The sequence below is a fragment of the Actinoplanes sp. NPDC051475 genome, assembly GCF_040689425.1.
GTDB lineage: Bacteria > Actinomycetota > Actinomycetes > Mycobacteriales > Micromonosporaceae > Actinoplanes.
The window spans coordinates 267,288-291,816 of sequence record NZ_JBFAZZ010000004.1 but is presented as its reverse complement, the minus strand read 5'-3'; the positions used below and the strand labels follow the sequence as shown (position 1 = coordinate 291,816).

The following is a 24,529-nucleotide window of genomic DNA, read 5'->3' as shown; positions in this document are numbered from 1 at the left end:
CGTGCTTTGAGGTAAGACTCACGGCGGAGACCGCGGCAACTGCCCAGGAGTCAGCGGGCGAGTCCGAGGGCGTACTCGGGCCACCACCGGCCTGCCGCGGGGGCACCGCTGCCGCACGCGCCGTCGGATTCGCCCGGCCGCTTCACCCACAGGTACGCGTCCACCAGCGGCACCCCGGTCCGCGTGGTGGGCGGGTCGCCCAGGGACCGGCCGGTGGGGTTGCACCAGTGCCGGTCCCCGGCTCCCTTCTGCGCCGGGCCGTGGCCGTTGCGGCTGGTGTCCACGACGAAGTGGGCGCCGCCGAGCAGGGCGGACAGCCGGGTCCCGTACGCGATGTTGTCGGCCGTCGTCTCGAAGTTGGCCACGTTCAGCGAGAAGCCGGTGGCGCGGCCGATGCCGGACCTGCGCAGGGCCGAGAGCATCTCGCCGGGCTCGGAGATCCAGCCCGGGTTGCCCGCGTCGAGGTAGACGAGCACACCCGGGGCCGCCCGCAGCGCGCCGACCGCCTCGGCCAGCAACTCGTAGCGTTCGCGGGTGTCCTGGTCGTCGAGGCAGCCCCGGACCGCCTGCGGGATCGCGTCCGGCTCGAGCACGATCAGGGCCTTGTGCCCGTGCAGGGACGCCGCAATGGCGCGTACCCATGCCCGATAGGCCTCCCCGTCGGAGGCGCCACCCGCCGACTGCCCGGAGCAGTCGCGATCGGGGATGTTGTAGAGCGTGAGCACGGGCAGGCGGCCGGCCGCGGTCGCGGCCGTGACGAGCTGCCGGACCCGTTCGGCGTAGCCCGGACTGTCGTCGGCGAACCACGTCGCTACCGGCCGTTCGGCGATGCGGCGGAGGACCGCCGCATCGGCGTGCCGCCCGGCCGCTTCCCAGTCACGGACCTGCTCCGCGGCGGCGCCGTTCGGGTCGACGTAAAGCTCCGGGACGGACCGCGGTGCCGGCGACGCCGTCGTGCGCACCGCCGCGGGACCGGCGACCACCGGCCAGTCCTCGCCGCGCATCGAGAGGACGACGATCGCGGCGAGGACGATGACCAGGGACAGCCCGGCGGCCAGCAACCAGGCCCGGGCGGCGTGCCTCGACATCACCGCACCTGGATCCAGCGGGCCACCGACGGCACACCCTTGCCGTCGACGAGGAACAGCATGTACCAGCCCGACGGCACCAGACCCTTGGCCTTCGGTACGGACAGAGCGAGGCCACCCGTGGCCGGGGTGATGTCGAGCGCCACAGAGCGCTGGTCGAGGTCGGTGACGTGGGTGACCGCGCTGGGCCGCAGCAGCCGGGCGGTCCGGATCCTCGCCGCGTCGCGGGTGGCGACGGCGAAGGTGGTGCCGCGCTGCACGGTCTTCGGTCCGGCGCCGATCACCGGGCGGCGGCCCTGGAACAGGTACGGCGGGGAGTAGACCTCGATCCGCTGCTCGAACGTGCCCGGATTGCGCCCGCTGCGGTCGTACAGCGGGTCGGAGCCCATCGTGACGACCCGGCCGTCGGGGAGCAGCAGCGCCTCCGAGTGGTAGTTGCGCCCGACCGTGGAGTCCGCGGCGGTCTCGAACTTGCCGGTGGCGGGACGGAAGATCTGGGCGTTGAAGAGGTCGCTGCGGGTCTTGACGCCGTACCGGCCGCCGCGGTAGCCGGACGATCCGCCGGTGGTGAAGACCGTGTCGTCGGGCAGCAGCACCGTGCTGAGGTAGCGGGCCGGCCGCGGCAGATCCGGGCCGGGACGGTAGGCCGGAACCGGCTCGTCCAGGTCGGCGATCGCGGTGCGCGCGGTGGAGACCGCGGACTCGCCGACCTCGCCGCCGCCGAAGATCATGACCCGCTGGTCCTGCGCCGGCGGCAGCAGCACCGACGAGCTGGTCTCGGTCATCCGCGGGTCGCGCAGCCCGGGCACCTCGCGGAAGGTGTTGTTCTTCAGGTTCCAGAGCCCGGGGGTACGGCCCTCGGTGTCGGAACCGTAGCCGGCGTTCGAGCCGGAGAAGAACAGCTTGCCGTCCTCCATCAGGTGCAGCGCGGGGTACGTCGGGAAGACCCGCTTCAGCTCCGGCGCATCCACCCAGCGCTTCTGGTCGCGGACGTAACGCTCGTTGTGTCCGGGAAGCATCCGGCCGAACTCGTCGAGGCCCGAGACGGCGAGCACGTCGCCGCCGGGCAGCTCCGCCAGCGTCGGGTACCACCGGTGCTGCACCATGTCGCCGGTGCGGACGTAGCGCTCGGCGCGCGGGTCGAACTCGTACGACGTCTTGTCGCCGCCGTACTCCTGCTTCTCCCGGGTGATCTTGTCGGCGAGGCCGTACACGTTCTGCTTGTCCTTGCCGGTGAGCCCGGCGACCGTGTACTGCGCCGGGTTGTCCACGACCGGCCCGTCGCCGGCCTCGGCGGCGTCCACCCAGACCTCGGCCTCGCCGGCGTGGGTCATCACCTCGTCGCCGTGCTTCATCGTGGTCGCGGCCGGCACGGTCAGATCGTCGCGGGTGCGGTAGGCGGTCCCGTCACCCGAGAGCAGGGTCGTGCCCTTGGGGAAGGTACGGGGACCGCCGGCCGGATTCTCGTTCTTGATCTTCATGACCCCGGCCGCGTGGGTGATGTTCTTCTCCAGCACCTCGTACGACTTCGTCCCGCCCGCGACGAGCAGGTTGCCGTTGGGCAGGAACGTGTGCCCGGCGCAGAACACGTCGGTCGGTGTCTGCACCTCGTTGAAGCTGTCCTTCGCGGGGTCGTACAGGACCGTCCGGAAGGTGCCGGCCTCGAAGTTGTCGCGGTTGTTGCCGCTGCCCGCGATGATCAGGACCTTGCCGGTGCTCAGCATCGCGGCGTGGATCGCGTTGACCCGGAAGCCCTTCGGTACGGGCAGGCGCGACCAGAGGCCGTACTTCTCCTTGTAGGACTGGCGGTTGATGGTGAAGTCGTGGAAGGCGTCGGCGCCGAAGGCGACCATCGGCCGGTTCACGAAGACGAGCACGCTCAGGACCACCAGGGCGATCGCGGCGCTCACCAGGCGCCGGGGCGTCGAGGGGCGGGGACGGGGTTTCATGCGTACGACTCCACGGCTTCTTCGGTGTTGCTGTTGGCGGCTTGTGGGGCTCTTCGGCGCTGGAATTCCTGCCCGGCCCAGATCGCAGGGGGCGTCAGGCAGACGATCAGGTTGAGGCCGGGCCAAAGCCACATCGCGCCGTCGACGTGGCCGCCGATCGGGGCCGAGATCAGCAGCGCGACGTAGAACGCGGCCCAGCGCAGGCTCTGCTGGAAGGTGAGCAGCCGGTCCGGGCTGGCCGAGTCGCCCTTGGGCGTCACGACGAAACCGGTACGGCGGCCCAGGAGGGCACCGATGTACGAGGACACGTAGATCGGCGTCGACAGCGTGGAGATGACCATGCCGGCCAGCCCGGACGACCCGGCCTCCTCGTGCGGACTGGTGTTGTGCCGGCGGTTCCAGAGGTAAAGCCCGATCTGGATCAGCGCGGCGTCGACGTAGAGCATCAGCCACACGTGCTGCGGCACCTGGACGCCCTTGGCGCCGAGCACGAGGTAGCAGACCGCATTCACCGCACCGAGCAGCCAGGCCAGCGCCGTCAGCGGGTAGTACGACATCAGCAGCGCATAGTGCAGTCCCCGGCGGAGACCGAGCCGCCAGACGAACCGCGCGAACGAGCGGACCACGACCTCGTCGGTTCCGCGCGACCACCGGTGCTGCTGGGTGAAGTAGTCCGTCCACGACGAGGGCCCCTCGCCGACCGCGAGCACGTCCGGGGTGTAGACCGAACGCCAGCGCTCGCCGGAGTCCGGATTGCGGCCACTGTGGACGACCAGGCTCGTCGCCATGTCCTCGGTGATCGAGTCCTGCAGGCCGCCGATGGCGCGCAGGGCCGCGATCCGGACGGCGTTGTTCGTGCCGACCAGCATCGAGATCCCGAGCCGGTTGCCGGCGCGTTGCAGCAGCGAGTGGAAGAGGTACTGCTGCGACTCGGCCCAGCGCGTCACGACGTTGTCGTAGTTGCCGTAGATCTGCGGACCCACGACGAAGGCCACGTCCGGATCGCGGAAGTAGCCGAGCAGCCGCTCGCAGAAGTTCGGCGACGGCACGTGGTCCGGGTCCACCGAGACGAAGACGTCGTAGTCGTCGCCGTGCGCGTCGACCCACGAGTTGTAGTTGCCGTGCTTGGTCTTCGCCTTGTACGTGCCCGCCTCGGTGTTGTAGCGCGCGACGTCCTTGCGGCTGAAGTGCTTGACGCCGATCCGGGCGCACATCGCCTTCACCGCGTCGTCGTCACCCTCGTCCAGCAGCCACACGTCGTACGGCCCGGCGTGCCGGATCACCCGCGCCGCCCGCAGCGTGCGCTCGACCATCTCGACGGGCTCCTTGCCCGGCACGATCGTCGTGAGGAACGCGACGCGCAGGCTCGCATCGGGAACCATCGGCACGGGATCGCGGGCCCAGAGGGTGGCCAGGCAGAGCGTGACCACGTTGACGAGCCGGAACAGCTCGATCAGGCCCGTCGCCGTGATCATGACGATGGTCGCGGCGTACAGCCACAGGTGCAGGCCCCGGTCCGGAAGCTCCATCGAGGACAGCAGCCACGCGAAGAAGGTGGTCTCGAAGGCGAACGCGAACAGCGTGATGAGGACGGTGAGCACCGGGCGGCGCTGGGCCAGCGGGCGCATCCGTACCCGCTGCGGACCGTCCCCGGGCATCTCGGCCGGCCCGGCCAGCACGCTGTACCCGCTGTACTCGTAGCGGCCCGGCAGCAGCTCGGTGGGGGCGGTGAGCGCCCGGACGAGAGCAGGATCCGCCGGCATGCGCGGCGCAGGTATCTCGGGGGAAGGGTGGGCAGGGTCGCTCATCGCGTCCTCTCGCATCGAACCCGGGCAGCAGGAAACGAGCACGGCGGAACACCGCCGTGCCTCGTCTGGTGTGGACCGTCAGGCGGACAGCGGTATGGCCGACCGGACCCGCACGGGTGTATCGGCCATCGGGGTGGCGTTGCGCACCCGGCCGATCTGACGCGGACGGGCCGCGTCCTTCACCCCGGCCGGCAGCAGGCGGGCGGGGGTGGTCGTGGCCTTCGCCTTGGTGACGAACGCGTGGCGGGCGGCGGCGAAACCGGAGCGGTCGCCGAACATGTCGCTGCTCATCTCCGCGAGCTCCCGCGACTCGTAGACGTCGAGCGGCACCCGTTCGCCGGCGAGCCGCCGGGACTTGTCCGCCCGGAGCTTGCGGGCCGTACGGGCGTCGGCGCACTTGGCGGCCAGCGCGGTCAGCCACTCGGCGTACGCCTCGGGGTGCCGCGGCCCGACCTCGTCGACCAGCCCCAGCGACCGGGCCTGCTGGGCGCTGACCGGCAGCTTGTCGTCGATGAGGCGCTGGGCGGTCTCCGCGCCGACGCGCCGCGGCAGCGTGTAGGTGTGCAGCTCGGAGCCGTACAGGCCCATGTCGTAGTACGGGTTCAGCACCACGCCGTCGCGGGCGGCCACGACGTCCGCCCCGAGGCCGAGCATGGCGCCACCGGCTCCGGCGCTGCCCGCGTACGCCGCCACGACGACCTGCCGGGTGCAGCGGATGAGCTCGGTGCAGACCTCGTTGATGGCCCGGATGTTGGCCCACGCCGAGCCGGCGGGGTCGGTGGCCGCCTCGATGACGTTGAGGTGGATGCCGTTGCTGAAGGCGTCGGTGCCCCCGCGCAGCACGAGCGCCCGGGTGTCCTGGGCGGCGGCGTGCCGCAGGGCGGCGAGCAACCGCCGGCAGTGCCCGGTGGACATCGCGCCGTTGTAGAAGTCGAACGCCAGCCAGCCGACCGCCCCGGTGCGCCGGTAGCGGATCTGCCGGTACGACGGCGCCTCCGGCTCGATCCCGGCGGGCAGCGGCGACTGCGGTACGCCACTCAGCCGCTTGCCGAGCAGCGTGGTGGCGGGCAGCTTGAACCGGCCCGGCTCGGACCCGTCGCGCAGGTGGCCCAGCCAGACGCTGCCGTCGCCCGTACCGACGAGCACGGCGCCCTGCCTCCGGGCGGCGATCGTGCCCGGCCGGATACCGCGGGTCAGCCCCGGGTGCACGTCGTACGCGAAGACCTCCAGCTCGGCCAGCTGTGTCCGTACGCCAGGAGCGCCGTCCGCGGCCCGGATCCGCCGGACGATGTGGTCCGTCGGGGCCGACCAGTCGAAGGCGCGGTCGGCCTGCTTCATGGCCGGCCGTGGCCGGGCGCCCTGCACCTCGACGGTCAGCTCGGCGGCGGCGGTGGGCCGGAACGCCGGGTCGGCGGCCTTGGCCACGACCTCGAAGGCGCACTCCAGCGCCGCGTCGGCGACCGGGCCGTTGTAGAGCGAGGACTTGCGGGGCGCGGGCGGCATCGGGAACGTCCGGGTCGCCCAGATCGGGCCGGCGTCCATCTCCTCGACCGCCTGGAGGGCGGTGACGCCCCAGGTCGGCGCCCCCTCGGTGATCGCCCAGTCGAGCGAGGACGGCCCGCGGTCGCCGAGCGGGCCGGGGTGCAGGATCACGGTGCGGATCTGTTGCCAGACCTGCGCGGGCACGCGTTCCTTGAGGAACGGGCACAGGATCAGCTCCGGCCGGGCGGCGCGGACTCCCTCGATGATGTCCTGCGAACCGGTCGCTAGCAGGACCCCGACGTCATGGCCGGCCTCGCGTAGGGCGCACCACACCCGCTGACTGAGCCCGTTGAACGCCGACACCAATAGAAGAATCCGCACATTGCCTCCCCAGACAACCTTTGCCCCCAGACAAACGGGCAGTGTTGACTACCGATTTGCCACCGTGTCGGACATGTTGTCCGGTAGTGGTCCGTCACACCCGGGGACGCCGGGTGGCGGACTAAGGTGGGGGCATACCCCCCGTCCAACTGGCGTCGGGGTTTTTCGATGTGCCTTCGGGAGAGTCTTTTCCATGCAACTCAGTGGCCTCGTCCCGGCCGCCCTGCGTGACCGCGGGCTGGCGCGGGCCCGCGACCTGGCCCGCAAGGGCGGGGTCGACTCCGACGCGCTCGACCTGACCGCACCGGCCTCGCTGCGCCCGTTCGTCGTCTCCGCGGTCGCCGGACCGGCCGAGATCGGCGGCGCCGACCGTCCCGTGCTCGCCGTCACCGCGACCAGCCGGGAGGCCGACGATCTCGCCGACGCCCTCGGCTGCCTGATCTCCGCCGACCGGGTCGCCGTCTACCCGTCCTGGGAGACGCTGCCGCACGAGCGCCTCTCGCCTCGCTCCGACACGGTCGGGCGGCGCCTCGCCGTCCTGCGCCGGCTCGCCCACCCCGCGGCGGCCGGGGACAGCCCGCTGCAGGTCATCGTCGCGCCCGTCCGGTCGCTGCTCCAGCCGCAGCTCAAGGGCCTGGGCGACCTCGAGCCGGTCGAGCTGCGGCCCGGGGGAGAGGCCGAGCTCGAGCAGGTCGCGCGCCGGCTCTCCGACATGGCGTACGCCCGCGTCGACCTGGTCACCAAGCGCGGGGAGTTCGCGGTGCGCGGCGGCATCCTCGACGTCTTCCCGCCCACCGACGAGCATCCGTCCCGCGTGGAGTTCTGGGGCGACGAGGTGGAGGAGATCCGTACCTTCGCCGTCGCCGACCAGCGCACCATCGACCCCGCCGAACGCCTCTGGGCGCCACCCTGCCGGGAGCTGCTGCTGACCCCGCAGGTGCGGGCCCGCGCGGCCGAGCTGGCGGCGCAGCATCCCGAGCTGGCCGAGATCCTCGACAAGCTGGCCGAGGGCATCCCCGTCGAGGGCATGGAGTCGCTGGCCCCCGCGCTGCTGCAGGGCACGGACAGCATGGAACTGCTGATCGACTGCATGCCGGCCGGCACCCACGTGCTGCTCTGCGACCCCGAGCGGATCCGGACCCGGGCGCATGACCTCACCCGTACGTCCGACGAGTTCCTCGAGGCCAGCTGGGCCGCGGCGGCGGTGGGCGGGCAGGCGCCGATCGACGTCGGCGCGGCCGCCTTCCGGACCCTGGCCGACGTCCGGGCCCACGCCGCGACGCTGCGCCAGCCGTGGTGGACGATCTCGCCGTTCGGCCTGGCCGACGCGGACGAGCAGCCCGCCGCCGACCTGCCCTGGCTCGAGACACCGTCGGTGGAGGTGAGCCCCGACACCGGCGACGCCGTCTCGCTCAAGGCGCAGCCCGTGCCGCTCTACCACGGCGACACCGCGCGCCTCGCCGCCGACCTCCAGCGGTGGGCCGCCGACCGGTGGGCCATCGCGCTGGTCTTCGAGGGCCACGGCACCGCCCAGCGCGCCACCGAACTGCTGCGCGACGCCGGCCTCGGCGTCACCCCGGTCGACTCGATCGACGGAGCGGTCGAGCCCGGACAGCTGCTGGTCACCTGCGGTGGCCTCAACCACGGCTTCGTCGACGACGGCTCCAAGCTCGCCGTCATCACCGGCAACGACATCAGCGGCGGTCGCGGCGCGTCCACCAAGGACATGCGCAAGATGCCGAGCCGGCGGCGCAACACGATCGACCCGCTGGAGCTCAAGCCCGGCGACTTCGTCGTGCACGAGCAGCACGGCATCGGCCGCTACGTCGAGCTGGTGCAGCGCACGGTCAACGGCGCCGACCGCGAATACATGGTCATCGAGTACGCCCCCAGCAAGCGGGGACAGCCCGGCGACCGGCTCTTCGTACCCACCGACCAGCTCGACCAGCTCTCCCGCTACGTCGGCGGCGAGTCACCGTCGCTGCACAAGATGGGCGGCTCCGACTGGCAGAAGAGCAAGGCCCGGGCCCGCAAGGCCGTCCGCGAGATCGCGGCCCAGCTCATCCAGCTGTACGCCGCGCGCCAGTCGTCCAAGGGGCACGCGTTCGGCCCGGACACGCCGTGGCAGCGCGAGCTCGAGGACGCGTTCCCGTACACGGAGACCCCGGACCAGCTGGCGGCGATCCAAGAGGTCAAGCACGACATGGAGCTGGCCGTACCGATGGACCGCCTGATCTGCGGCGACGTCGGCTACGGCAAGACCGAGATCGCGGTGCGGGCCGCGTTCAAGGCGGTCCAGGACGGCAAGCAGGTGGCCATCCTGGTGCCCACCACGCTGCTCGTCCAGCAGCACTACAACACGTTCGCCGAGCGGATGAGCCAGTTCCCGCTCAACCTCAAGCAGCTCTCCCGGTTCCAGACGCCCAAGGAGGCGGCGCTGGCGCTGGAGCAGGCCGCCGACGGCACCGCGGACATCGTCATCGGCACCCACCGCCTGCTGGCCAACTCGACCAGGTTCAAGAACCTCGGCCTGATCATCGTCGACGAGGAGCAGCGCTTCGGCGTCGAGCACAAGGAGCAGCTCAAGGCCCTGCGTGCCTCCGTCGACGTGCTGACGATGTCCGCCACGCCGATCCCGCGCACCCTGGAGATGGCGATCACCGGCATCCGCGAGATGTCCACCATCGCCACCCCGCCGGAGGAGCGGCACCCGGTGCTCACGTTCGTCGGGGCGCAGGACGACAAGCAGGTCGCCGCCTCGATCCACCGCGAGCTGCTGCGCGACGGCCAGGTCTTCTACCTGCACAACCGGGTCGAGTCCATCGACCGCGCCGCCCGCAAGCTGCGCGAGCTGGTGCCCGAGGCCAGGGTCGCGGTGGCGCACGGGCAGATGAGCGAGGAACAGCTCGAGAAGGTGATGATCGGCTTCTGGGAGAAGGAGTTCGACGTCCTCGTCTGCACGACCATCGTCGAGTCCGGCATCGACATCCCGAACGCCAACACGCTCATCGTCGAGCGGGCAGACCTGCTCGGCCTCGCCCAGCTGCACCAGATCCGCGGCCGGGTCGGCCGGGGCCGGGAGCGCGCGTACGCGTACTTCCTCTACCCGCGCGAGAAGCCGCTGACCGAGCAGGCCCACGAGCGGCTCGCCACCATCGCCCAGCACACCGAGCTCGGCGCCGGCATGTACGTGGCGATGAAGGACCTCGAGATCCGCGGCGCGGGCAACCTGCTCGGCGGGGAACAGTCCGGCCACATCGAGGGCGTCGGTTTCGACCTGTACGTCCGCATGGTCGGCGAGGCGGTGCAGGCCTTCAAGGGCGAGCGGCCCGAGGAGGAGCCGGAGGTCAAGGTCGACCTGCCGATCGACGCGCACCTGCCGACCGATTACATCGCCGTCGAGCGGCTGCGCCTGGAGATGTATCGGAAGCTGGCCGAGGCCCGCGACGACGCCCGCCTCGACGAGGTGGTCGCCGAGATGACCGACCGGTACGGCACGCCGTCGGAGCCGGTCGCCAACCTCATCGCGGTCGCCCGGTTCCGGCAGGTGGCCCGGGCGTACGGCCTCACCGACGTCTCGGTGCAGGGCAAGCACCTGCGCTTCTCGCCGCTGCCGCTGCCCGACTCCAAGCAGATGCGGCTCAAGCGCTACCACCCCGACTCCGTCTACAAGCCGGCGAACGACCAGGTCAGCGTGCCGCGCCCGAGCACCCGCCGGATCGGCGGCGAGCCGCTGCGCGACCAGGCGCTGCTGCAGTGGTGCACGCAGCTGCTCAAGGACGTATTGGGTGATATTCCGGCCCCGGTGTCGGGAGTCACATCCGGAGCGTGAGAGAGTCTTGACCATGCAGCGTGCCCGCCGACTCGCATCCACCGCCGTCGTCGCCGTCCTCGCCGTCACCGGCCTGACCGCCTGTCAGCAGTCGCCGGACGTGGCCGCGTACATCGCGGGCGGGACGATCACCGAGGCGCGGATCCAGGGGATCTACGACCAGGTGCGCGACGAGCTGACCGCCGCGCGGGACAAGGCGCAGCAGCAGGGCGAGGCGAACGGTGCCTCGGCCGAGCCGCTGCCGCCACTGACTATGCCGATCAAGCAGCGGGACGTCCTCAACACGCTGCTGAGCGTGGACCTCCTGCGCAAGTCGGCGCAGGCGCACGGCGTGCAGCCGGCCGGCTCCCCGACGGTCGAGCAGGTGGCCCAGGCCCGCAACTTCTCGCCCCAGTGGGAGTACACGCAGCTCTACGCGGAGACCTACCGCCTGCGTACGGCCCTGCAGGGCGCGATGGCCCCGGCGGAGCTCACCGACGCCGACCTGCGCGACGTCCACCAGCGGCTGATCAAGGGCGGTGCCGCCGACCCGAGCACCACGTTCGACCAGTTCAAGAGCACTCTGTCGGAGCAGAACAAGGCGCTGCTGCAGTCGTACGTGGCGATGCGCACCGAGCTGGAGAAGACCGTCGAGAAGGACCACGTCAAGCTCAACCCCCGGTACGGCGCCCAGCAGGTCGCTCTCCTCTCGGCGCAGTCGCAGGACGGCAACGACGTGCCGCTGGTGGTGCTGACGCTGGCCGGAAACGGCGCCGGGGACCCGTACGTCACGGACGTCTCCGCCGTGACCACCGTTTCCTGATGCCGGAGGCCGCCCGGATCGTCCTGCTGGTCACCTCGCCGAGGCTGCCGGCCGGACTGCTCACGGCGGCCGCCTGGGACCTCGTCCGGGCCTGGCCCGTGTTCGCCGAGGCCGGCAGCGACCAGGCCACGGCCCTGCACGCCGCGGGGGTCACCGTCACGGTCGTCGAGCCGGACCCCGAGCTGCTGATCGCCGCCCTCGCCACGCATTCCACGGTCGTCTGGCTCGCCGGCGCGGCCGGTGACGAGGACTTCGCCCGGCGGCTGGGGCTGCGGCTGGCGCGCGAGCCCTCCCTCGCCGAGCTCGAGCTCTGCTACGGCTCCTGGGACCCGCCGGGCGCCCGGTTGCTCGACGCGGTCGCGGTCATGGACCGGCTCGCCGCGCCCGGCGGCGACCCGTGGAAGCGGCAGCAGACGCACGAGAGTCTGGCGCCGTACCTGCTGGAGGAGAGCTACGAGGCGTACGACGCGATCGTCTCGCACGACCTTGCCGCGCTCCGCGAGGAGCTGGGCGACGTGCTGCTCCAGGTCGTCCTGCACGCCCGGCTCGCGGAGGAGCTGCCCGAGGACGAGCGCTGGAGCGTGGACGACGTGGCCGGCGGCTTGGTGGACAAGATGGTGCGCCGCAACCCGCACGTCTTCGCCGGCGAGGCGGTCGACGGCGTCGAGGCCATCATCGACAACTGGGAACGGATCAAGAAGCAGGAGAAGGCGCGCGACTCCGTCCTCGACGGCATCGCGCTGAGCCAGCCCGCCCTGTCCCTCGCCGCCAAGGTCCTGCAGCGGGCGAGCCGTGCCGGTCTGGACGTGCCGTTGCCCGACGGCGCCGACCTGGGCGCCACGCTGCTGCGGCTGGTGGCCCGGGCCCGGGAGGACGGCCTCGACCCCGAGGCCCTGCTGCGGCAGGCCGCGCTGGGCTACGCCGACCTCGTTCGGACGCGGGAAAGTGTCGGACCCGCCGAGTAGATTCGCTCCATGCCGGAGTTCGTGCCGCTCGCCGAGCGCATCGTCGACGCCATCCTCGACAGTGACCCCGTCCTGGCCTCCTACGCCGGGGATCACCGCTACGACGACCGGCTGCCCGACCACTCGTCCGGAGCCGTCGCCGAGCGCGTCACCATGCTCCGCGACGCCGCCGATGCCCTGGCCGGCATCGACCCGGACACCTTCGACCCGCAGGATCAGGTCGACCACGCCATCCTCACCGCGGTGGTCGAACGGGGCGTCTTCGAGCTGACCGACGTGCGCGAGCACGAGTGGAACCCGCTGGCCCACAACCCCGGCCCGCTGCTGCACGCCCTCATCGCCCGCCCGTTCGCCCCCGTCGAGGAACGGCTCACGGCCCTCGGCGGCCGGCTCTCCGCCGTACCCGACGCGCTCGCCACGGCCCGCGCGGTCCTGCGCGACGTGCCCCGCCTGCACGCCGAGATCGCGGCCGGGCAGTTCGCGGGCGCGGCGGCGCTGATCCGCGGCGAGCTGCCCGGCCTGCTCGCCGAGGCACCCGGCCTGCGACCCGCGATCGAGCCGGTCGCGGCCGCCGCCCTGGACGCGCTCGCCGAGTTCGACGGCTGGCTCGGAGCCCGCCTGGAGAGCGGCGAGCCGGGCCGGGACCCGCGCCTGGGCCGCCCGCTCTGGGAGGCGCGGCTGTGGCACACCCTCGACACCGAACTCCCCGCCGGCGAGATCCTCTCCCGCGCCCGGCAGAATCTCGACGACGTCGGCGCGCAGCTCCGCGAGGCGGCCGCGGAGCTGGTCGGCGGCCCGGCCACCGACGAGACCGTCCGCCGCGCCCTCGACACCCTGGCGGCCCAGCACCCCGACGACGCGACGATCGTCGACCTGGCCAAGATCACCATGTCCGAGGCCACCGACTTCGTCCGCGAGCACCACCTGATGACGCTGATCGACGACCCCTGCCTCATCGAGGAGATGCCGGAGTTCGCCCGCGGCGTGGCGGTCGCCTACTGCGACCCGCCGGGCCCGCTGGAGACGGCGGAGGTCCCGACGTTCTACTGCATCGCGCCGGCCCCATCCGACTGGCCGCCCGAGCGGGTCGAGTCCTTCTACCGCGAATACAACGACCACATGCTCCGCAACCTGACGGTGCACGAGGCCATGCCGGGCCACTTCCTCCAGCTCGCCCACTCCCGCCGGTTCCGCGCCGCCACCCGCGTCCGGGCGCTGGGATTCTCCGGCCCGTTCGTGGAGGGCTGGGCGGTGTATTCCGAGGAGCTGATGGCCGGCCTGGGCTTCGGCGGCCTGCCGGTTCGCCTCCAGCAGCTGAAGATGCAGCTCCGGATGAGCCTGAACGCGGTGATCGACCAGCTCGTGCACTGCGAGGACCTGCCGGAGCGGGAAGCCATGCACATGCTGACCGCCCAGGGCTTCCAGGAAGGGGGCGAGGCGGCGGGCAAGTGGAAGCGGGCGCTGCTGACCTCGACGCAGCTGTCGACGTACTTCGTGGGCTACACCGAGGTGTCGGCGATCGCGGCAGCCCGCCCCTTCGGAGCAACGCCCAAGGCCTGGCACGACGCGATGCTGGCGCACGGCTCCCCGCCCCCGCGCCACCTGCGCTTCCTCCTCGGCGTCTGACAGGCGCCCAGGGCGCTCAGGGCGATCAGGGCGCTCGGCGGTCGATCAGCTTGGCGGCCCGGGGGAGCTCGAAGACGTCGTCCGCGACCTTGTCCGCGTAGTGGGTCATCGCCACCTCGACGCGGGTCTGGTTGAGCACCCCGCTGAAGCTCCCCAGCACCCCTTCGTTGGTGATGCACGTGCCGAAGTCTCGAGCCGCGGCGCCGTCCACGCCTTTCAGATCGAGGCACGTCGCGTGCCGGCCCGCGATGGTCGTGTCGTGCTGGTCGACCTCGACGTCCGTGTCCAGGACCGCCCGGTTGAGCAGCGTCAGCACCGTGGCGGGGGTCACCATGCCGGTGGCGTCGGCGCCGCGGAAGACAGCCGGCGGGGGCGGGCTGGTGGGGGTGGCCGGGGTCGTCATCGTGCAGGTGACCGGCTTCGCCGCGGTGCGGCATTCGGTCGTGGCGTCGGCCGTGACGAGGAGCTTGCCGCCCGGGTAGACGTACGCGGAGCGGGACGGTTTCTGGGTCTGGGCGATGGTCGCCGTTTCGCCGCCGGAGAGCTGGTAGGTCGCCTCGTAGGTGCGGCCGGCCGCGCCGGTGAGCTGGGAGGCCAGGTCCGCGACCAGGTCGGTGCGGCTCAGGCCCTGCGCCGGCGTCTCGTCCAGGTCCGAGCAGCCCGCCGCGGTGGCGAGCAGGAGGGCGGCCGCCGCGAGGCGAAGGCGGGACTTGGGCGCGAGCACGTGCCCACCTTCGCCGATCGGTGCAACCCGGCGCAAACCGGTAATCAGACGGTTGCGGAGAGCGTTTGGATCAGGTCCGCGAGCGGCTGAGCAACTGCTGGCGCATCACGTACCGGCGGATGATCCGCGCCAGGGACTCCTCGGTGTCGAAGATGGCGACGATCTCCACCGACATCGGGCCCGGCGGGACCTGCTGGGGCAGCATCGCCACGCGGCATGCCACTGCCGGGATGTCCACGATCTCGGTGCCGAGCTGGATCCAGAGCTGCAGCTCCTCGCCCGCGGTCACGTTCGTGCCCTCGAAGTGGGCGCGCACGCTTCCCTCGCTGATGTCGCGGATCCAGCCGTGGGCGTCCTTCCAGCCGGTACGGCGCATGATGACCTGCTCGCCACCGCCTCCCCGGACGAAATGGCGGTGCTGTTCGACCGACGCCTCGCCGGCCGCGCGCACTTCCACCTGGTTCTCCTGGATGCCGACCACGGCGCAGGGCAGGGAGTACCTGCCTCGCGGGGCGGCCGACCAGCGCAAAGTGATCTCGTCGCCCACGTGGGGGACGGCCGCCAGCGGTGCGGACAGGGTCAGCGCCTCGTCCTCTGCGTGGATCACGCGGACGCGGGCGGCCTGCTCGTCGGTGGCGGTCATCTCCACGTACGAGCCGGCATCGGGGAGGTGCGCGGGAGTAGTCATGGCAACTCCGGTGATCGGCAGTGGCGCCGCCGGCCTGAGGCAAGTGGCCGCCGAAGTTCACCGGCCGCCGCCACGGCCACCATCCCGGCTCGATACCCTCAGGGTCGTGGTCGGCCGCAGGGTCGCGGTCTGAGGAATCCATCCGTACGAACAACTGAGGAGCCACGACTGATGGCCACCATTGAAGCGATCGTCGCCCGGGAGATCCTCGACTCGCGGGGCAACCCGACCGTCGAGGTCGAGGTCGGGCTGGACGACGGCACGATCGGCCGCGCCGCGGTCCCGTCGGGCGCGTCGACCGGCGCGTTCGAGGCGATCGAGCTGCGCGACGGCGACAAGGGCCGCTACCTCGGCAAGGGCGTCGAGAAGGCGGTCAGCAACGTCGAGGACAAGATCGCCGACGAGCTGATCGGGTACGAGGCCAGCGAGCAGCGCCTCATCGACACGAAGATGCTCGACATCGACGGCAGTGCCGACAAGTCCGAGCTGGGCGCGAACGCGATCCTGGGTGTCTCCCTCGCCGTGGCCAAGGCCGCCGCGCAGAGTGCCGAGCTGCCGCTGTTCCGCTACCTCGGCGGCCCGAACGCGCACGTGCTGCCGGTGCCCATGATGAACATCCTCAACGGTGGCGCGCATGCCGACTCGAACGTCGACGTGCAGGAGTTCATGATCGCTCCGATCGGCGCGGCCTCGTTCCGCGAGGCGCTGCGCACCGGCGCGGAGGTCTACCACGCGCTGAAGTCCGTGCTGAAGAAGAAGGGCCTCTCGACCGGCCTGGGCGACGAGGGCGGCTTCGCGCCGAGCCTGCCGACCAACGCCGCCGCGCTGGACCTGATCGCCGAGGCCGTGCAGGCCGCCGGCTTCGCCCTGGGCACCGACATCGTGCTGGCCATGGACGTCGCGGCCACCGAGTTCCACAAGGACGGCGCGTACGTCTTCGAGGGCTCGCCGAAGTCGACCGACGAGATGATCAACTACTACGCCAAGCTCGCCGAGACGTACCCGATCGTCTCCATCGAGGACCCGCTCGACGAGGAGGACTGGGCCGGCTGGACCGCGCTCACCTCGCAGATCGGCAACAAGGTGCAGATCGTCGGTGACGACCTGTTCGTGACGAACCCCACGCGCATCGGCCGGGGCATCGCCGAGGGCGCCGCCAACGCGGTCCTCGTCAAGGTCAACCAGATCGGCTCGCTGACCGAGACCCTGGACGCCGTGGACATGGCGCACCGGGCCGGCTTCAAGACGATGATGAGCCACCGCTCCGGCGAGACCGAGGACGTCACCATCGCCGACCTGGCCGTGGCCGTCGGCAGCGGTCAGATCAAGACCGGCGCGCCGGCCCGTTCCGACCGGGTCGCGAAGTACAACCAGCTCCTGCGCATCGAGGAGGAGCTGGGCGACGCCGCCCGCTACGCCGGGGCGGGCGCGTTCCCGCGTTACCGCACCGCGTAACGCTCCGTCGACAGATCATGGAGTTGTGGCTCCGCGTTCCGTGGGCATAGTGTCCTGGAGCAGGTGCCGCAACTCCATGGTCTTGGCGAGTGCCGGGGGAGGGCAGGGATGACGCAGCGCCGCACACCGAGTGGGCAGGGGCCGTCCCGCCGCCCCACCGGCCACGCGGGGCGTCCGGGGCTCCGCAGCGGGGCCCGGCCCACCCGTACCCGGGACACCGGGGCGACGCGCATCGAGCCGCGACGAATTCCCACCGCCCGGACCACCGGCAGCATCAACCGCTCCGGCAGCAGGCCCGCGGCCGCTCGGCGTGCCGCCGCCTCCGGAGCCACCAAACGCACGGTCGCGACGCGACCCAAGGCCTTCACCGGGCGCGCCACCGTCCTCATCGTCGTGCTGGTCGCGCTGGCCCTCGCGTACACGTATCCGGTGCGCGTCTACCTCGCCCAGGAGTCCCAGATCGCCCAGATGCAGGCCGACCAGGCTGCGCAGCAGGCGCGGATCAAGGGTTTGGAGGAGGAGGTCGAGAAGTGGAAGGACCCGGAGTACGTCCGCATCCAGGCCCGTGACCGGCTCTTCTACGTCAAGCCGGGCGAGGTGCCGCTGCTGGTGCTGAACGACCCTGCCGGTGCCGCCCGGGACGCGGGCCAAGGCACCGCGGCCGCCGCTCCCGACCGGTGGTACGACACACTGTGGGGAAGCGTCGCCGCCGCCAACGCAGAATCCCGAAAGTAAATGACGACTCCTTCCGAAACCGATCTCGAGATCGTCGCCGAGCAGCTCGGCCGCCGCCCCCGCGGCACCCGCGCCGTCGCGCACCGTTGCCCCTGCGGCAATCCCGACGTGGTGGAGACCGAGCCCCGCCTGGACGACGGCACCCCGTTCCCGACGATGTACTACCTGACCTGCCCGCGGGCCACGGCGGCTTGCAGCCGCCTGGAGTCCGCCGGGGTCATGCGCGACATGCAGGACCGGCTCAGCACCGATCCCGAGCTGGCGAAGCGCTACCAGGCCGCGCACGAGGACTACCTCGCCCGTCGCGAGGCGGTGCAGCAGGTGCCGGAGATCGAGAAGGTCTCCGCCGGCGGCATGCCCGACCGGGTCAAGTGCCTGCACGTCCACCTCGGGCACGCGCTCGCGGCCGGTCCCGGCGTCAATCCGTTCGGCGACGAGGTACGCGCGGCGGTCGAGCCGTGGTGGGCCGGCGGGCCCTGCGTGGACCCGGAGGCCCGGTGACGCCGGTGCCGGTCGAGATCCGCCGCGCCCGTACGACCGACGTGAAGGCCATCCGCGCGCTCGTGGACACGTACACGGCGGACCGGCGGCTGCTCAGCAAGGCCACCGTCACGCTGTACGAGAGCGTCCAGGAGTTCTGGGTCGCGGTGGACACCGGCCAGGACCGGGTCGTCGGGTGCGGCGCCCTGCACGTGATGTGGGAGGACCTGGCGGAGATCCGTACGGTCGCCGTCGACCCCGCCTACCGCGGCCAGAAGATCGGCCACCGCCTCGTCACCGAGCTGCTCGGCGTCGCGCGTGAGCTGGGCGTGGCCCGGGTCTTCTGCCTGACCTTCGAGACCCGCTTCTTCGGCTTCTTCGGCTTCACCGAGATCGACGGTGCCCCGGTGCCGCACGCGGTCTACGAGCAGCTGCTGCGCTCGTACGACGAGGGTGTTGCGGAGTTCCTCGACCTCGAACGGGTGAAGCCGAATACTCTCGGCAACAAGAGGATGTTGCTGCATCTATAGGAGTCCAGTGTGAGAGTCGCCGCCATCGACTGTGGCACCAACTCGGTCCGCCTGCTGATCGCCGACGTGGCCGGCGGCTCACTGACCGAGGTCGCCCGGCGGATGGAGATCGTCCGGCTCGGCGAGGGCGTCGACAGCACCGGCCGGCTGAACCCGGAGGCGATCGAGCGCACCCGCAAGGCCCTTGTCGGGTACGCGGCGGAGATCGCCGAACTCGGTGTCTCCCGGGTCCGCATGTGCGCCACCTCGGCCTCGCGGGACGCGTCCAACGCCGAGGACTTCCGCGGGATGGTCCGCTCGGTGCTCGGCGTCGACCCCGAGGTGATCACGGGGGACCAGGAGGCGCGGCTGTCGTTCGCCGGGGCGCTGCACGGGCTCAACGCGGAACCGCCGTACCTGGTCCTCGACATCGGCGGCGGCTCGACGGAGTTCGTAGTGGGCTTCGAGCGGGTCGACGCGGCCGTTTCCGTGGACATCGGCTGCGTTCGCATGACCGAGCGCCACCTGCACGGCGACCCGCCCACCCCGGCGGAGGTGGCGGCGGCGGAGCGCGCCATCACCAAGGTCGTCGACAACGCGCTGCGCAAGGTCTCGGGCCACGGCGCGATGACCCTCGTCGGGCTGGCCGGCTCGGTGACCACGGTCGCGGCGCTGGCCCTGCGGCTGCCCGAGTACGACGCCGCCCGCATCCACCACGCCCGCATCCCGTACGACGACGTGGCCAAGGTGACCACCGACCTGCTGGGCTCGACGGTGGCGGACCGGCTCGACCTGCCGGTGATGCACCCGGGCCGGGCGGACGTGATCGGCGCCGGGGCGCTGATCCTGCGGGTCATCATGGAACGTGCGGGCAAGGCGTCGGTGGTCGCCAGCGAGCACGACATCCTCGACGGGATCGCCTTCTCCCTGGCCTGATGCTCCCTATCGGGCGAGGAGGCGGGCGAGCAGGTCGCCGAAGGTCTGCAGCTCCTCGTCGGAAAGCCCCGAGAACGAGTCGATCAACGCGGACCGGACCAGCTCGGTCCCGCGTTGTCGCAGGTCGTCGCCCTTCTCCGTGAGGCGGTGTCGCACGGCGCGGCCGGGACCCGGCACCCGCTCGATGAGGCCCCGCTCGATCATGCGGTTGGCCAGCGTGCCGAACGACTGGTCGCGCTGGAAGGTGAGCTGCGCGAGGTCGTGCAGCGAGGCCTCGGGGTTCTCGTGCAGGTGCCGCAGCGCGTCCCACTGCACGATCGAGATGCCCAGCGGGGCGAGCCGCTCATTGATGCCGCGGTGGTGGCGCATCTGCAGGCGCTTCACGGACAAACCGATCTCACCGACGTCTCGAGGCATGCCGCCACATTACCAGGTTGCTTATATCAGCATACTGATCTAAGGTTGCTGACATGCCTGGGGATCGAGAACGTCCGATATCGGCGGCCACCGTGGGGTTCGCCTGCCTGGCCATGCTGATCTCCTACCTGCCGTTCAGCGCCGCCAACGGGGCGCTCGGCACGATCGCCGCGACGACGGGTGCGGAGACACCGGATCTTCAGTGGGTCACCGATGCCTTCGCCGTCGCCCTCGGTGCCACCGTCCTCTCCGCCGGCGTGCTGGGGGATCTGTTCGGCCGCCGCCGGATCGCCCTGCTCGGACTGGCCCTGACGGTCGCCGGCGCGGTGCTCGACGTGGTGGCCGGTGCGACGTCCGCCGTCCGGCTCCTGTGGGTGGGCCAGGCCGTCGCCGGGGTCGGCGGTGGCATGGTCATGTCCGCCACCCTGGCGCTGATCGCGGTGCGTCCGCGCGCCATCCCGCTGTGGGCCGCGGCCGTGGTGGCCGGCCTCGGCGGCGGCCCCTTCATCGCCTCCGCGACCACCACGTACGCCGCATGGCAGTGGACGTTCGCGCCGATCGCCGCGCTGGCTGCCGCGACCGCGGTGTTCGGGCTGGTGCGCTCCGGCGAGTCGTCGGCGCCGGACGGCCGGCGCCTCGACGTGCCCGGTCAGGTCGCCGGCTCGACGGGTATCGCGGCACTGACCTTCGCCGTCATCTACGGCGGTTCCGCCGGCTGGGGTTCCCCGGTCACCGTGGCCGCCTTCGTGGTGGCGCTCGCCGGCCTGGCCGCTTTCGGGCTGGTGGAACACCGCTCGCCGGCGCCGCTGTTCCGCCCGTCCCTGTTCGCGTCGCGCGGCTTCACCGCTGCCGGGGTCGGCGCCACCGCGGTGCTGTTCGCGATGGCGGGCGGGGCCTTCGTGCTGAGCCTCTCCTTCAGCGGCCGGCACGTCGACGCGCTCGGCATCGCCAACCGGCTCGGCTGCCTCTTCGCGGCGAACGCGGTGAGCAGTCTCGCGGCGGGAGCGCTGCAGACCCGCTTCGGTTCCCGGCCGGTGCTGGTCGGGGGCCTGGTGACCGCCGCGCTCGGAGCCCTGAGCCTGCTCACCGTCGACGCGGGCTCGGGCCTGGGGGCGTACGCGTGGCGGCTGTTCGTCCTCGGCACCGGCAGTGGACTGGTCATGGCGACCAGTTCCGCGGTTGCCGTGCAGTCCGTGCCCCGTTCCTTCGCCGGAATGGCCGGAGCCGGCAACAACGCGATGCGCCAGCTCGGTGCCGCACTCGGGCCCGCGGTGCTCGGCGTGCTGGTCGGCACCCGCACCGGCGCGGACCTCCTCGACGCCGTTCATGCCGCCGCCGTACTCCTCGCTCTTGTCCTTGCGGCCGCCGCGGCGGCCGCCCTCCTTCTGCTCCACCGCAACGACCCCTCCGAAAGGACCGCATGATGCCCGTCCAGACCATCGACATCGCCGGCACGACGACATCCCTCACCTGCACCGAGGCCGGCGACGGCCGCCCGTTCCTCCTGCTGCACGGCGGCGGCGGTCCGCAGACCGTCACCGGGTTCGCCGACCGGCTGGCCACGGAGCGCCCGGCTCGCGTGATCACCCCGACCCACCCCGGTTTCGGCGGCACCCCGCGCCCCGAGGAGATCGCCACGATCGGCCGACTCGCCGAGCTGTACATCGCCCTGCTGGACCGGCTGGGGATCGACGACGTGGCGGTCGTCGGCAACTCGATCGGCGGCTGGATCGCCGCCGAGATGGCCCTGCTCGACACCGCCCGGATCAGCAGCATCACGCTGGTGGACGCCGTCGGCATCGAGGTGCCCGGCCACCCGGTGGTCGACTTCTTCGCGCTGACCTTCCCGGAGATCGCCGAGCGCAGCTATTACGAGCCCGGCAAGTTCCTCATCGACCCGGGCGCCATGACCCCGCAGCAGCAGGCGGTGCTGGCTGGCAACCGGGCGGCCCTGACCGCCTACACCGAGAAGACGTCCATGATGGACCCGAGCCTCAACGAGCGGCTGTCCGCCGTCGCCACCCCGGTCCGGGTCATCTGGGGCGACCACGACCGCATCGCCGACCCGGACTACGGCCGCGCGTACGCCGACGCCATCCCGGGCGCCGAGTTCGTCCTTCTCACCGAGACGGGCCACCTGCCCCAGCTGGAGTCCCCGGAGCGCCTGCTTGCGGAGGTCTGGGACTTCGCGCAAGCGGCATAAGGACGCATCGACTGGACGCTACTTCGCATCGCACAGTACTGTGCCACCCGTGGATACGACCCAGCTCCTCAAGGGAGTCCTGGATCTCGCCGTCCTCGCCGCCCTCCGGGAGGACGACGGCTACGGCTACGACATCCTCCGCCGGCTGCGCATCTCCGGGCTCACCGAGGTCGGGGACGCCAGCGTCTACGGCACCCTGCGCCGGCTGTTCAATGCCGGCTTTCTCAACACGTACGTCGTGCCGAGTGTCGAGGGGCCGCACCGGAAGTACTACGCGCTCAACGCCGCGGGCCGGGCCGAGTTGCAGCGGTCGGGCAAGATCTGGCACGAGTTCGCATCAACGATGGACGATCTGCTTCGCGAGCGGGAGACGGCGTGAAACCCACGGCTCAGGACGAGATCACCGCGTACGTCTTCGCGGTCCGCGCGGCCCTCGGTGACCTGCCCGAGGCTCAGCGTGAGGAGCTGCTCGAGGACCTGCAGGAACATCTGACCGAGGTCATGGCCGATGGCGAGGGCTCCCTGGTCGATCGGCTGGGCAGCCCCGAGGCGTACGCGGCGGAGCTGCGCGGCACGGCGCCCTTCGTGGGCGGCTTCCCCGACCCGCCGCCGAGCCGGCACAACCCGCTGGCGGACCTGCAGGATCTGGTGGTGCCGCAGCTGCGGGAGCACGTCATGCCGACGGTGCGCGCCGCCGACGCCCGGGTCGGCAAGCTCATCGGGTACGAGCAGGCCAGCGACTTCCTGGTGCTGCTGCGGCCGGCCTGGTGGATTCTGCGCGGCTATCTGGCCGCCATGGTCGTCGCCTCGATCCTCGACGACAGCGATCAGCCGATCGGCCTGCTCCCGCGCATCGGGGGCAGCGACGCGGTGGCCCTCATGCTGCTCGGTGCCGCGATCTTCGGCTCGGTGTGGCTGGGCCGCCGGGTCCCGCGCCTGCCGCGCGTCCCGCGTCTCTTCCTGTACGCGGGTTCGGCCGTCCTGGTGATGGTCGCGCTGGCCGGCTTCTTCGAGGCCGACAGCAGCACCCGGGACTCGTACTTCTCGGACGTCAACTACGACGACCCGTACAGCGGGGTGGATGACGTCTTCGTCTACGACGAGCAGGGGCGGCTGATCACCAACGCCCGGCTGTTCGACCAGAACGGGCAGCCGATCCACCTCGGCAACGCCTCCTGCTCCGACGACGACGGTAACTACGTCGAGAGGGAGGGCGGCGTCTACCCGTACTGTCCGAGCCGCGCTCCGTTCCGAATGCCCGGCGCAACGCCCTCCGGGAAGACGAGCCCGAGCGCCTCGGAATCGCCGACCCCTCGTTGACAGACATGTGAGAGAACGGCACCTGGCCGCCGCGGTCGTCGCCCTCGCGGTCGTCGTGACCGTCGTGGTCGTCTCGGCCGGGGAGGACGAGGCCAAGGACGCCGCCGTCGGCGACTGCCTGGCCACCTCTACGGACGTGCGGCAGGGCGAGGACGCGGAGGCCGACGCGACGGTGGTCGGCTGTGCCCAGGCGGCCGCCGCGTACACCGTGGTGGGCCGCATCGACGGCCAGAGCGACTCCCGGAGCAGGGCGTGCGAGTCGTTCTTCGCCGCGGACGAGGAGTACTTCGTCTACAGCAGCAGCGCCGGGGACGGATACCTGCTGTGCCTGCGGCGGGCGGGCTGAGCGATGCTGGACGCGTGCTCAGCCGTACCCCTGAAGACGTCGCCGCCCACGCGGCCGCGGCGCCCGGCCTGACCGAGCTGGATGCGGACGTCGCGGATTGTTTCGCCTGCCCGCGGCTGGTCGCCTGGCGGGAGGAGGTCGCGGTCACCAAGCGTGCCGCCTTCCGCGACCAGGAGTACTGGGGGCGGCCCGTACCGGGCCTCGGGCCCGCCGACGCGTCGATCGGCATCCTCGGGCTGGCCCCGGCCGCGCACGGGGGTAACCGCACCGGGCGGATCTTCACCGGCGACCGCTCCGGCGACGTGCTCTTCGCCGCCCTGCACCGGGCCGGCCTCGCCAATCAGCCGACGAGCGTCGCCGCGGACGACGGGCTCGCGCTGCGGCATACCCGGATCTTCGCGGCGGTCCGGTGCGCGCCGCCGGACAACAAGCCCCTGCCCGCCGAGCGGGACACCTGCGCGCCGTGGCTGCACCGAGAGGTCTCCCTGATCAGGCCCACGCTGCGGGTGGTGGTCGCCCTCGGTGGGTTCGCCTGGGCCGCGTGGTGGCCGATCCTGCGCCATGTGTACGCCCAGAGCCCGCCCGTGCCGAGGCCCGCCTTCGGCCATGGCGCCCACGTGGTCATGCCCGGCCTCCCCGATCTCTTGGGCTGCTATCACGTGTCGCAGCAGAACACCTTCACCGGCCGGCTCACCCCCGCCATGCTCGACGACGTCTTCGACAGTGCGAAACGGCTCGCGGGCCTGGCATGATTCGTGTCCTGCCGACTTTCCCGCCGATCCG

Annotated in this window: 22 protein-coding genes; 15 read left to right on the top strand and 7 right to left on the bottom strand. The window is 71.7% G+C overall.

Annotated elements, in window-relative coordinates; all coding sequences use genetic code 11:
* Positions 1-50: 50 nt before the first annotated feature.
* From AB0368_RS10855 to AB0368_RS10840, 4 genes are all read right to left on the bottom strand, one after another.
* The gene (locus AB0368_RS10855; protein ID WP_366153604.1) at positions 51-1,088 is read right to left on the bottom strand and encodes a glycoside hydrolase family 6 protein; all 1,038 of its coding nucleotides are present in this window, start codon (positions 1,086-1,088) and stop codon (positions 51-53) included.
* Positions 1,088-3,037 carry a galactose oxidase-like domain-containing protein gene (locus AB0368_RS10850; RefSeq protein WP_366153603.1) on the bottom strand — a complete coding sequence of 650 codons (1,950 nt, stop codon included), beginning with the start codon at positions 3,035-3,037 and terminating at the stop codon, positions 1,088-1,090. The genes AB0368_RS10855 and AB0368_RS10850 overlap by 1 nt, the downstream gene beginning before the upstream one ends.
* On the bottom strand, positions 3,034-4,845 hold the full coding sequence (locus AB0368_RS10845; RefSeq protein ID WP_366153602.1) for a glycosyltransferase family 2 protein: 1,812 nt from the start codon (positions 4,843-4,845) through the stop codon (positions 3,034-3,036). Before AB0368_RS10845 ends, AB0368_RS10850 begins: the two co-directional genes overlap by 4 nt.
* Positions 4,846-4,923: 78 nt before the next feature.
* Entirely contained in the window at positions 4,924-6,708 is a 1,785-nt protein-coding gene (locus AB0368_RS10840) for an enoyl-CoA hydratase-related protein (RefSeq protein WP_366153601.1), read from the bottom strand.
* 193 nt (positions 6,709-6,901) lie between these two features.
* Here AB0368_RS10840 and mfd point away from each other — a divergent pair, with 193 nt between their 5' ends.
* Genes mfd through AB0368_RS10820 form a run of 4 tightly spaced genes read left to right on the top strand, consistent with a single transcriptional unit; the run spans position 6,902 to position 13,933 of the window.
* Positions 6,902-10,540: a transcription-repair coupling factor gene (gene mfd, locus AB0368_RS10835; RefSeq protein WP_366153600.1), complete on the top strand. Its 3,639-nt coding sequence runs from the start codon at positions 6,902-6,904 to the stop codon at positions 10,538-10,540.
* A 13-nt stretch (positions 10,541-10,553) separates the two neighbouring features.
* Positions 10,554-11,342, top strand: coding sequence for a hypothetical protein (locus AB0368_RS10830; RefSeq protein WP_366153599.1), 789 nt, complete (start codon positions 10,554-10,556; stop codon positions 11,340-11,342).
* Positions 11,342-12,307 carry a nucleoside triphosphate pyrophosphohydrolase gene (locus AB0368_RS10825; protein ID WP_366153598.1) on the top strand — a complete coding sequence of 322 codons (966 nt, stop codon included), beginning with the start codon at positions 11,342-11,344 and terminating at the stop codon, positions 12,305-12,307. Before AB0368_RS10830 ends, AB0368_RS10825 begins: the two co-directional genes overlap by 1 nt.
* Positions 12,308-12,316: 9 nt before the next feature.
* A complete protein-coding gene (locus AB0368_RS10820; RefSeq protein WP_366153597.1) occupies positions 12,317-13,933 on the top strand; it encodes a DUF885 domain-containing protein in 1,617 nt (538 codons plus the stop codon).
* 25 nt (positions 13,934-13,958) lie between these two features.
* On the opposite strand, the gene AB0368_RS10815 is transcribed toward AB0368_RS10820, so the two are convergent.
* Positions 13,959-14,657 carry a hypothetical protein gene (locus AB0368_RS10815; RefSeq protein WP_366153596.1) on the bottom strand — a complete coding sequence of 233 codons (699 nt, stop codon included), beginning with the start codon at positions 14,655-14,657 and terminating at the stop codon, positions 13,959-13,961.
* A 70-nt stretch (positions 14,658-14,727) separates the two neighbouring features.
* Entirely contained in the window at positions 14,728-15,345 is a 618-nt protein-coding gene (locus AB0368_RS10810; protein ID WP_366153595.1) for a hypothetical protein, read from the bottom strand.
* Between the two features lie 171 nt (positions 15,346-15,516).
* Here AB0368_RS10810 and eno point away from each other — a divergent pair, with 171 nt between their 5' ends.
* The 5 genes from eno (at position 15,517) to AB0368_RS10785 (ending at position 19,460) form a co-directional block, all read left to right on the top strand.
* A complete protein-coding gene (gene eno / locus AB0368_RS10805) occupies positions 15,517-16,800 on the top strand; it encodes a phosphopyruvate hydratase (protein ID WP_366153594.1) in 1,284 nt (427 codons plus the stop codon).
* 108 nt (positions 16,801-16,908) lie between these two features.
* Entirely contained in the window at positions 16,909-17,535 is a 627-nt protein-coding gene (locus tag AB0368_RS10800) for a septum formation initiator family protein (RefSeq protein WP_366153593.1), read from the top strand.
* Entirely contained in the window at positions 17,536-18,036 is a 501-nt protein-coding gene (locus tag AB0368_RS10795; protein WP_366153592.1) for a DUF501 domain-containing protein, read from the top strand.
* Positions 18,033-18,545, top strand: a complete 513-nt coding sequence (locus tag AB0368_RS10790) for an amino-acid N-acetyltransferase (RefSeq protein WP_366153591.1) — start codon at positions 18,033-18,035, stop codon at positions 18,543-18,545. Before AB0368_RS10795 ends, AB0368_RS10790 begins: the two co-directional genes overlap by 4 nt.
* 9 nt (positions 18,546-18,554) lie before the next feature.
* On the top strand, positions 18,555-19,460 hold the full coding sequence (locus AB0368_RS10785) for a Ppx/GppA phosphatase family protein (RefSeq protein WP_366153590.1): 906 nt from the start codon (positions 18,555-18,557) through the stop codon (positions 19,458-19,460).
* 6 nt (positions 19,461-19,466) lie between these two features.
* On the opposite strand, the gene AB0368_RS10780 is transcribed toward AB0368_RS10785, so the two are convergent.
* Positions 19,467-19,877 carry a MarR family transcriptional regulator gene (locus AB0368_RS10780; RefSeq protein WP_366153589.1) on the bottom strand — a complete coding sequence of 137 codons (411 nt, stop codon included), beginning with the start codon at positions 19,875-19,877 and terminating at the stop codon, positions 19,467-19,469.
* 53 nt (positions 19,878-19,930) lie between these two features.
* Between AB0368_RS10780 and AB0368_RS10775 the strand changes: the two genes are divergently transcribed.
* Genes AB0368_RS10775 through AB0368_RS10750 form a run of 6 tightly spaced genes read left to right on the top strand, consistent with a single transcriptional unit; the run spans position 19,931 to position 24,498 of the window.
* Complete coding sequence (locus AB0368_RS10775; RefSeq protein ID WP_366153588.1) at positions 19,931-21,301, top strand: MFS transporter; 1,371 nt, start codon at positions 19,931-19,933, stop codon at positions 21,299-21,301.
* Entirely contained in the window at positions 21,301-22,080 is a 780-nt protein-coding gene (locus AB0368_RS10770) for an alpha/beta hydrolase (protein WP_366153587.1), read from the top strand. The genes AB0368_RS10775 and AB0368_RS10770 overlap by 1 nt, the downstream gene beginning before the upstream one ends.
* 49 nt (positions 22,081-22,129) lie before the next feature.
* Positions 22,130-22,459 carry a PadR family transcriptional regulator gene (locus AB0368_RS10765; RefSeq protein WP_366153586.1) on the top strand — a complete coding sequence of 110 codons (330 nt, stop codon included), beginning with the start codon at positions 22,130-22,132 and terminating at the stop codon, positions 22,457-22,459.
* Positions 22,456-23,400 (top strand): hypothetical protein, encoded by a 945-nt coding sequence (locus tag AB0368_RS10760; protein WP_366153585.1) that lies wholly within the window; start codon positions 22,456-22,458, stop codon positions 23,398-23,400. Before AB0368_RS10765 ends, AB0368_RS10760 begins: the two co-directional genes overlap by 4 nt.
* Before the next feature lie 7 nt (positions 23,401-23,407).
* Positions 23,408-23,746, top strand: a complete 339-nt coding sequence (locus AB0368_RS10755) for a hypothetical protein (protein WP_366153584.1) — start codon at positions 23,408-23,410, stop codon at positions 23,744-23,746.
* A 14-nt stretch (positions 23,747-23,760) separates the two neighbouring features.
* The gene (locus AB0368_RS10750) at positions 23,761-24,498 is read left to right on the top strand and encodes a uracil-DNA glycosylase (RefSeq protein WP_366153583.1); all 738 of its coding nucleotides are present in this window, start codon (positions 23,761-23,763) and stop codon (positions 24,496-24,498) included.
* Positions 24,499-24,529: the final 31 nt, after the last annotated feature.

Coding starts and splice junctions, on each gene's coding strand:
- AB0368_RS10825 (WP_366153598.1), top strand. CDS start 11,342: ATGCCGGAGGCCGCCCGGATCGTCCTGCTGGTCACCTCGCCGAGGCTG.
- AB0368_RS10775 (WP_366153588.1), top strand. CDS start 19,931: ATGCCTGGGGATCGAGAACGTCCGATATCGGCGGCCACCGTGGGGTTC.
- AB0368_RS10850 (WP_366153603.1), bottom strand. CDS start 3,037: ATGAAACCCCGTCCCCGCCCCTCGACGCCCCGGCGCCTGGTGAGCGCC.
- eno (WP_366153594.1), top strand. CDS start 15,517: ATGGCCACCATTGAAGCGATCGTCGCCCGGGAGATCCTCGACTCGCGG.
- AB0368_RS10845 (WP_366153602.1), bottom strand. CDS start 4,845: ATGAGCGACCCTGCCCACCCTTCCCCCGAGATACCTGCGCCGCGCATG.
- AB0368_RS10800 (WP_366153593.1), top strand. CDS start 16,909: ATGACGCAGCGCCGCACACCGAGTGGGCAGGGGCCGTCCCGCCGCCCC.
- AB0368_RS10830 (WP_366153599.1), top strand. CDS start 10,554: ATGCAGCGTGCCCGCCGACTCGCATCCACCGCCGTCGTCGCCGTCCTC.
- AB0368_RS10795 (WP_366153592.1), top strand. CDS start 17,536: ATGACGACTCCTTCCGAAACCGATCTCGAGATCGTCGCCGAGCAGCTC.
- AB0368_RS10810 (WP_366153595.1), bottom strand. CDS start 15,345: ATGACTACTCCCGCGCACCTCCCCGATGCCGGCTCGTACGTGGAGATG.
- AB0368_RS10820 (WP_366153597.1), top strand. CDS start 12,317: ATGCCGGAGTTCGTGCCGCTCGCCGAGCGCATCGTCGACGCCATCCTC.
- AB0368_RS10770 (WP_366153587.1), top strand. CDS start 21,301: ATGCCCGTCCAGACCATCGACATCGCCGGCACGACGACATCCCTCACC.
- AB0368_RS10780 (WP_366153589.1), bottom strand. CDS start 19,877: ATGCCTCGAGACGTCGGTGAGATCGGTTTGTCCGTGAAGCGCCTGCAG.
- mfd (WP_366153600.1), top strand. CDS start 6,902: ATGCAACTCAGTGGCCTCGTCCCGGCCGCCCTGCGTGACCGCGGGCTG.
- AB0368_RS10855 (WP_366153604.1), bottom strand. CDS start 1,088: ATGTCGAGGCACGCCGCCCGGGCCTGGTTGCTGGCCGCCGGGCTGTCC.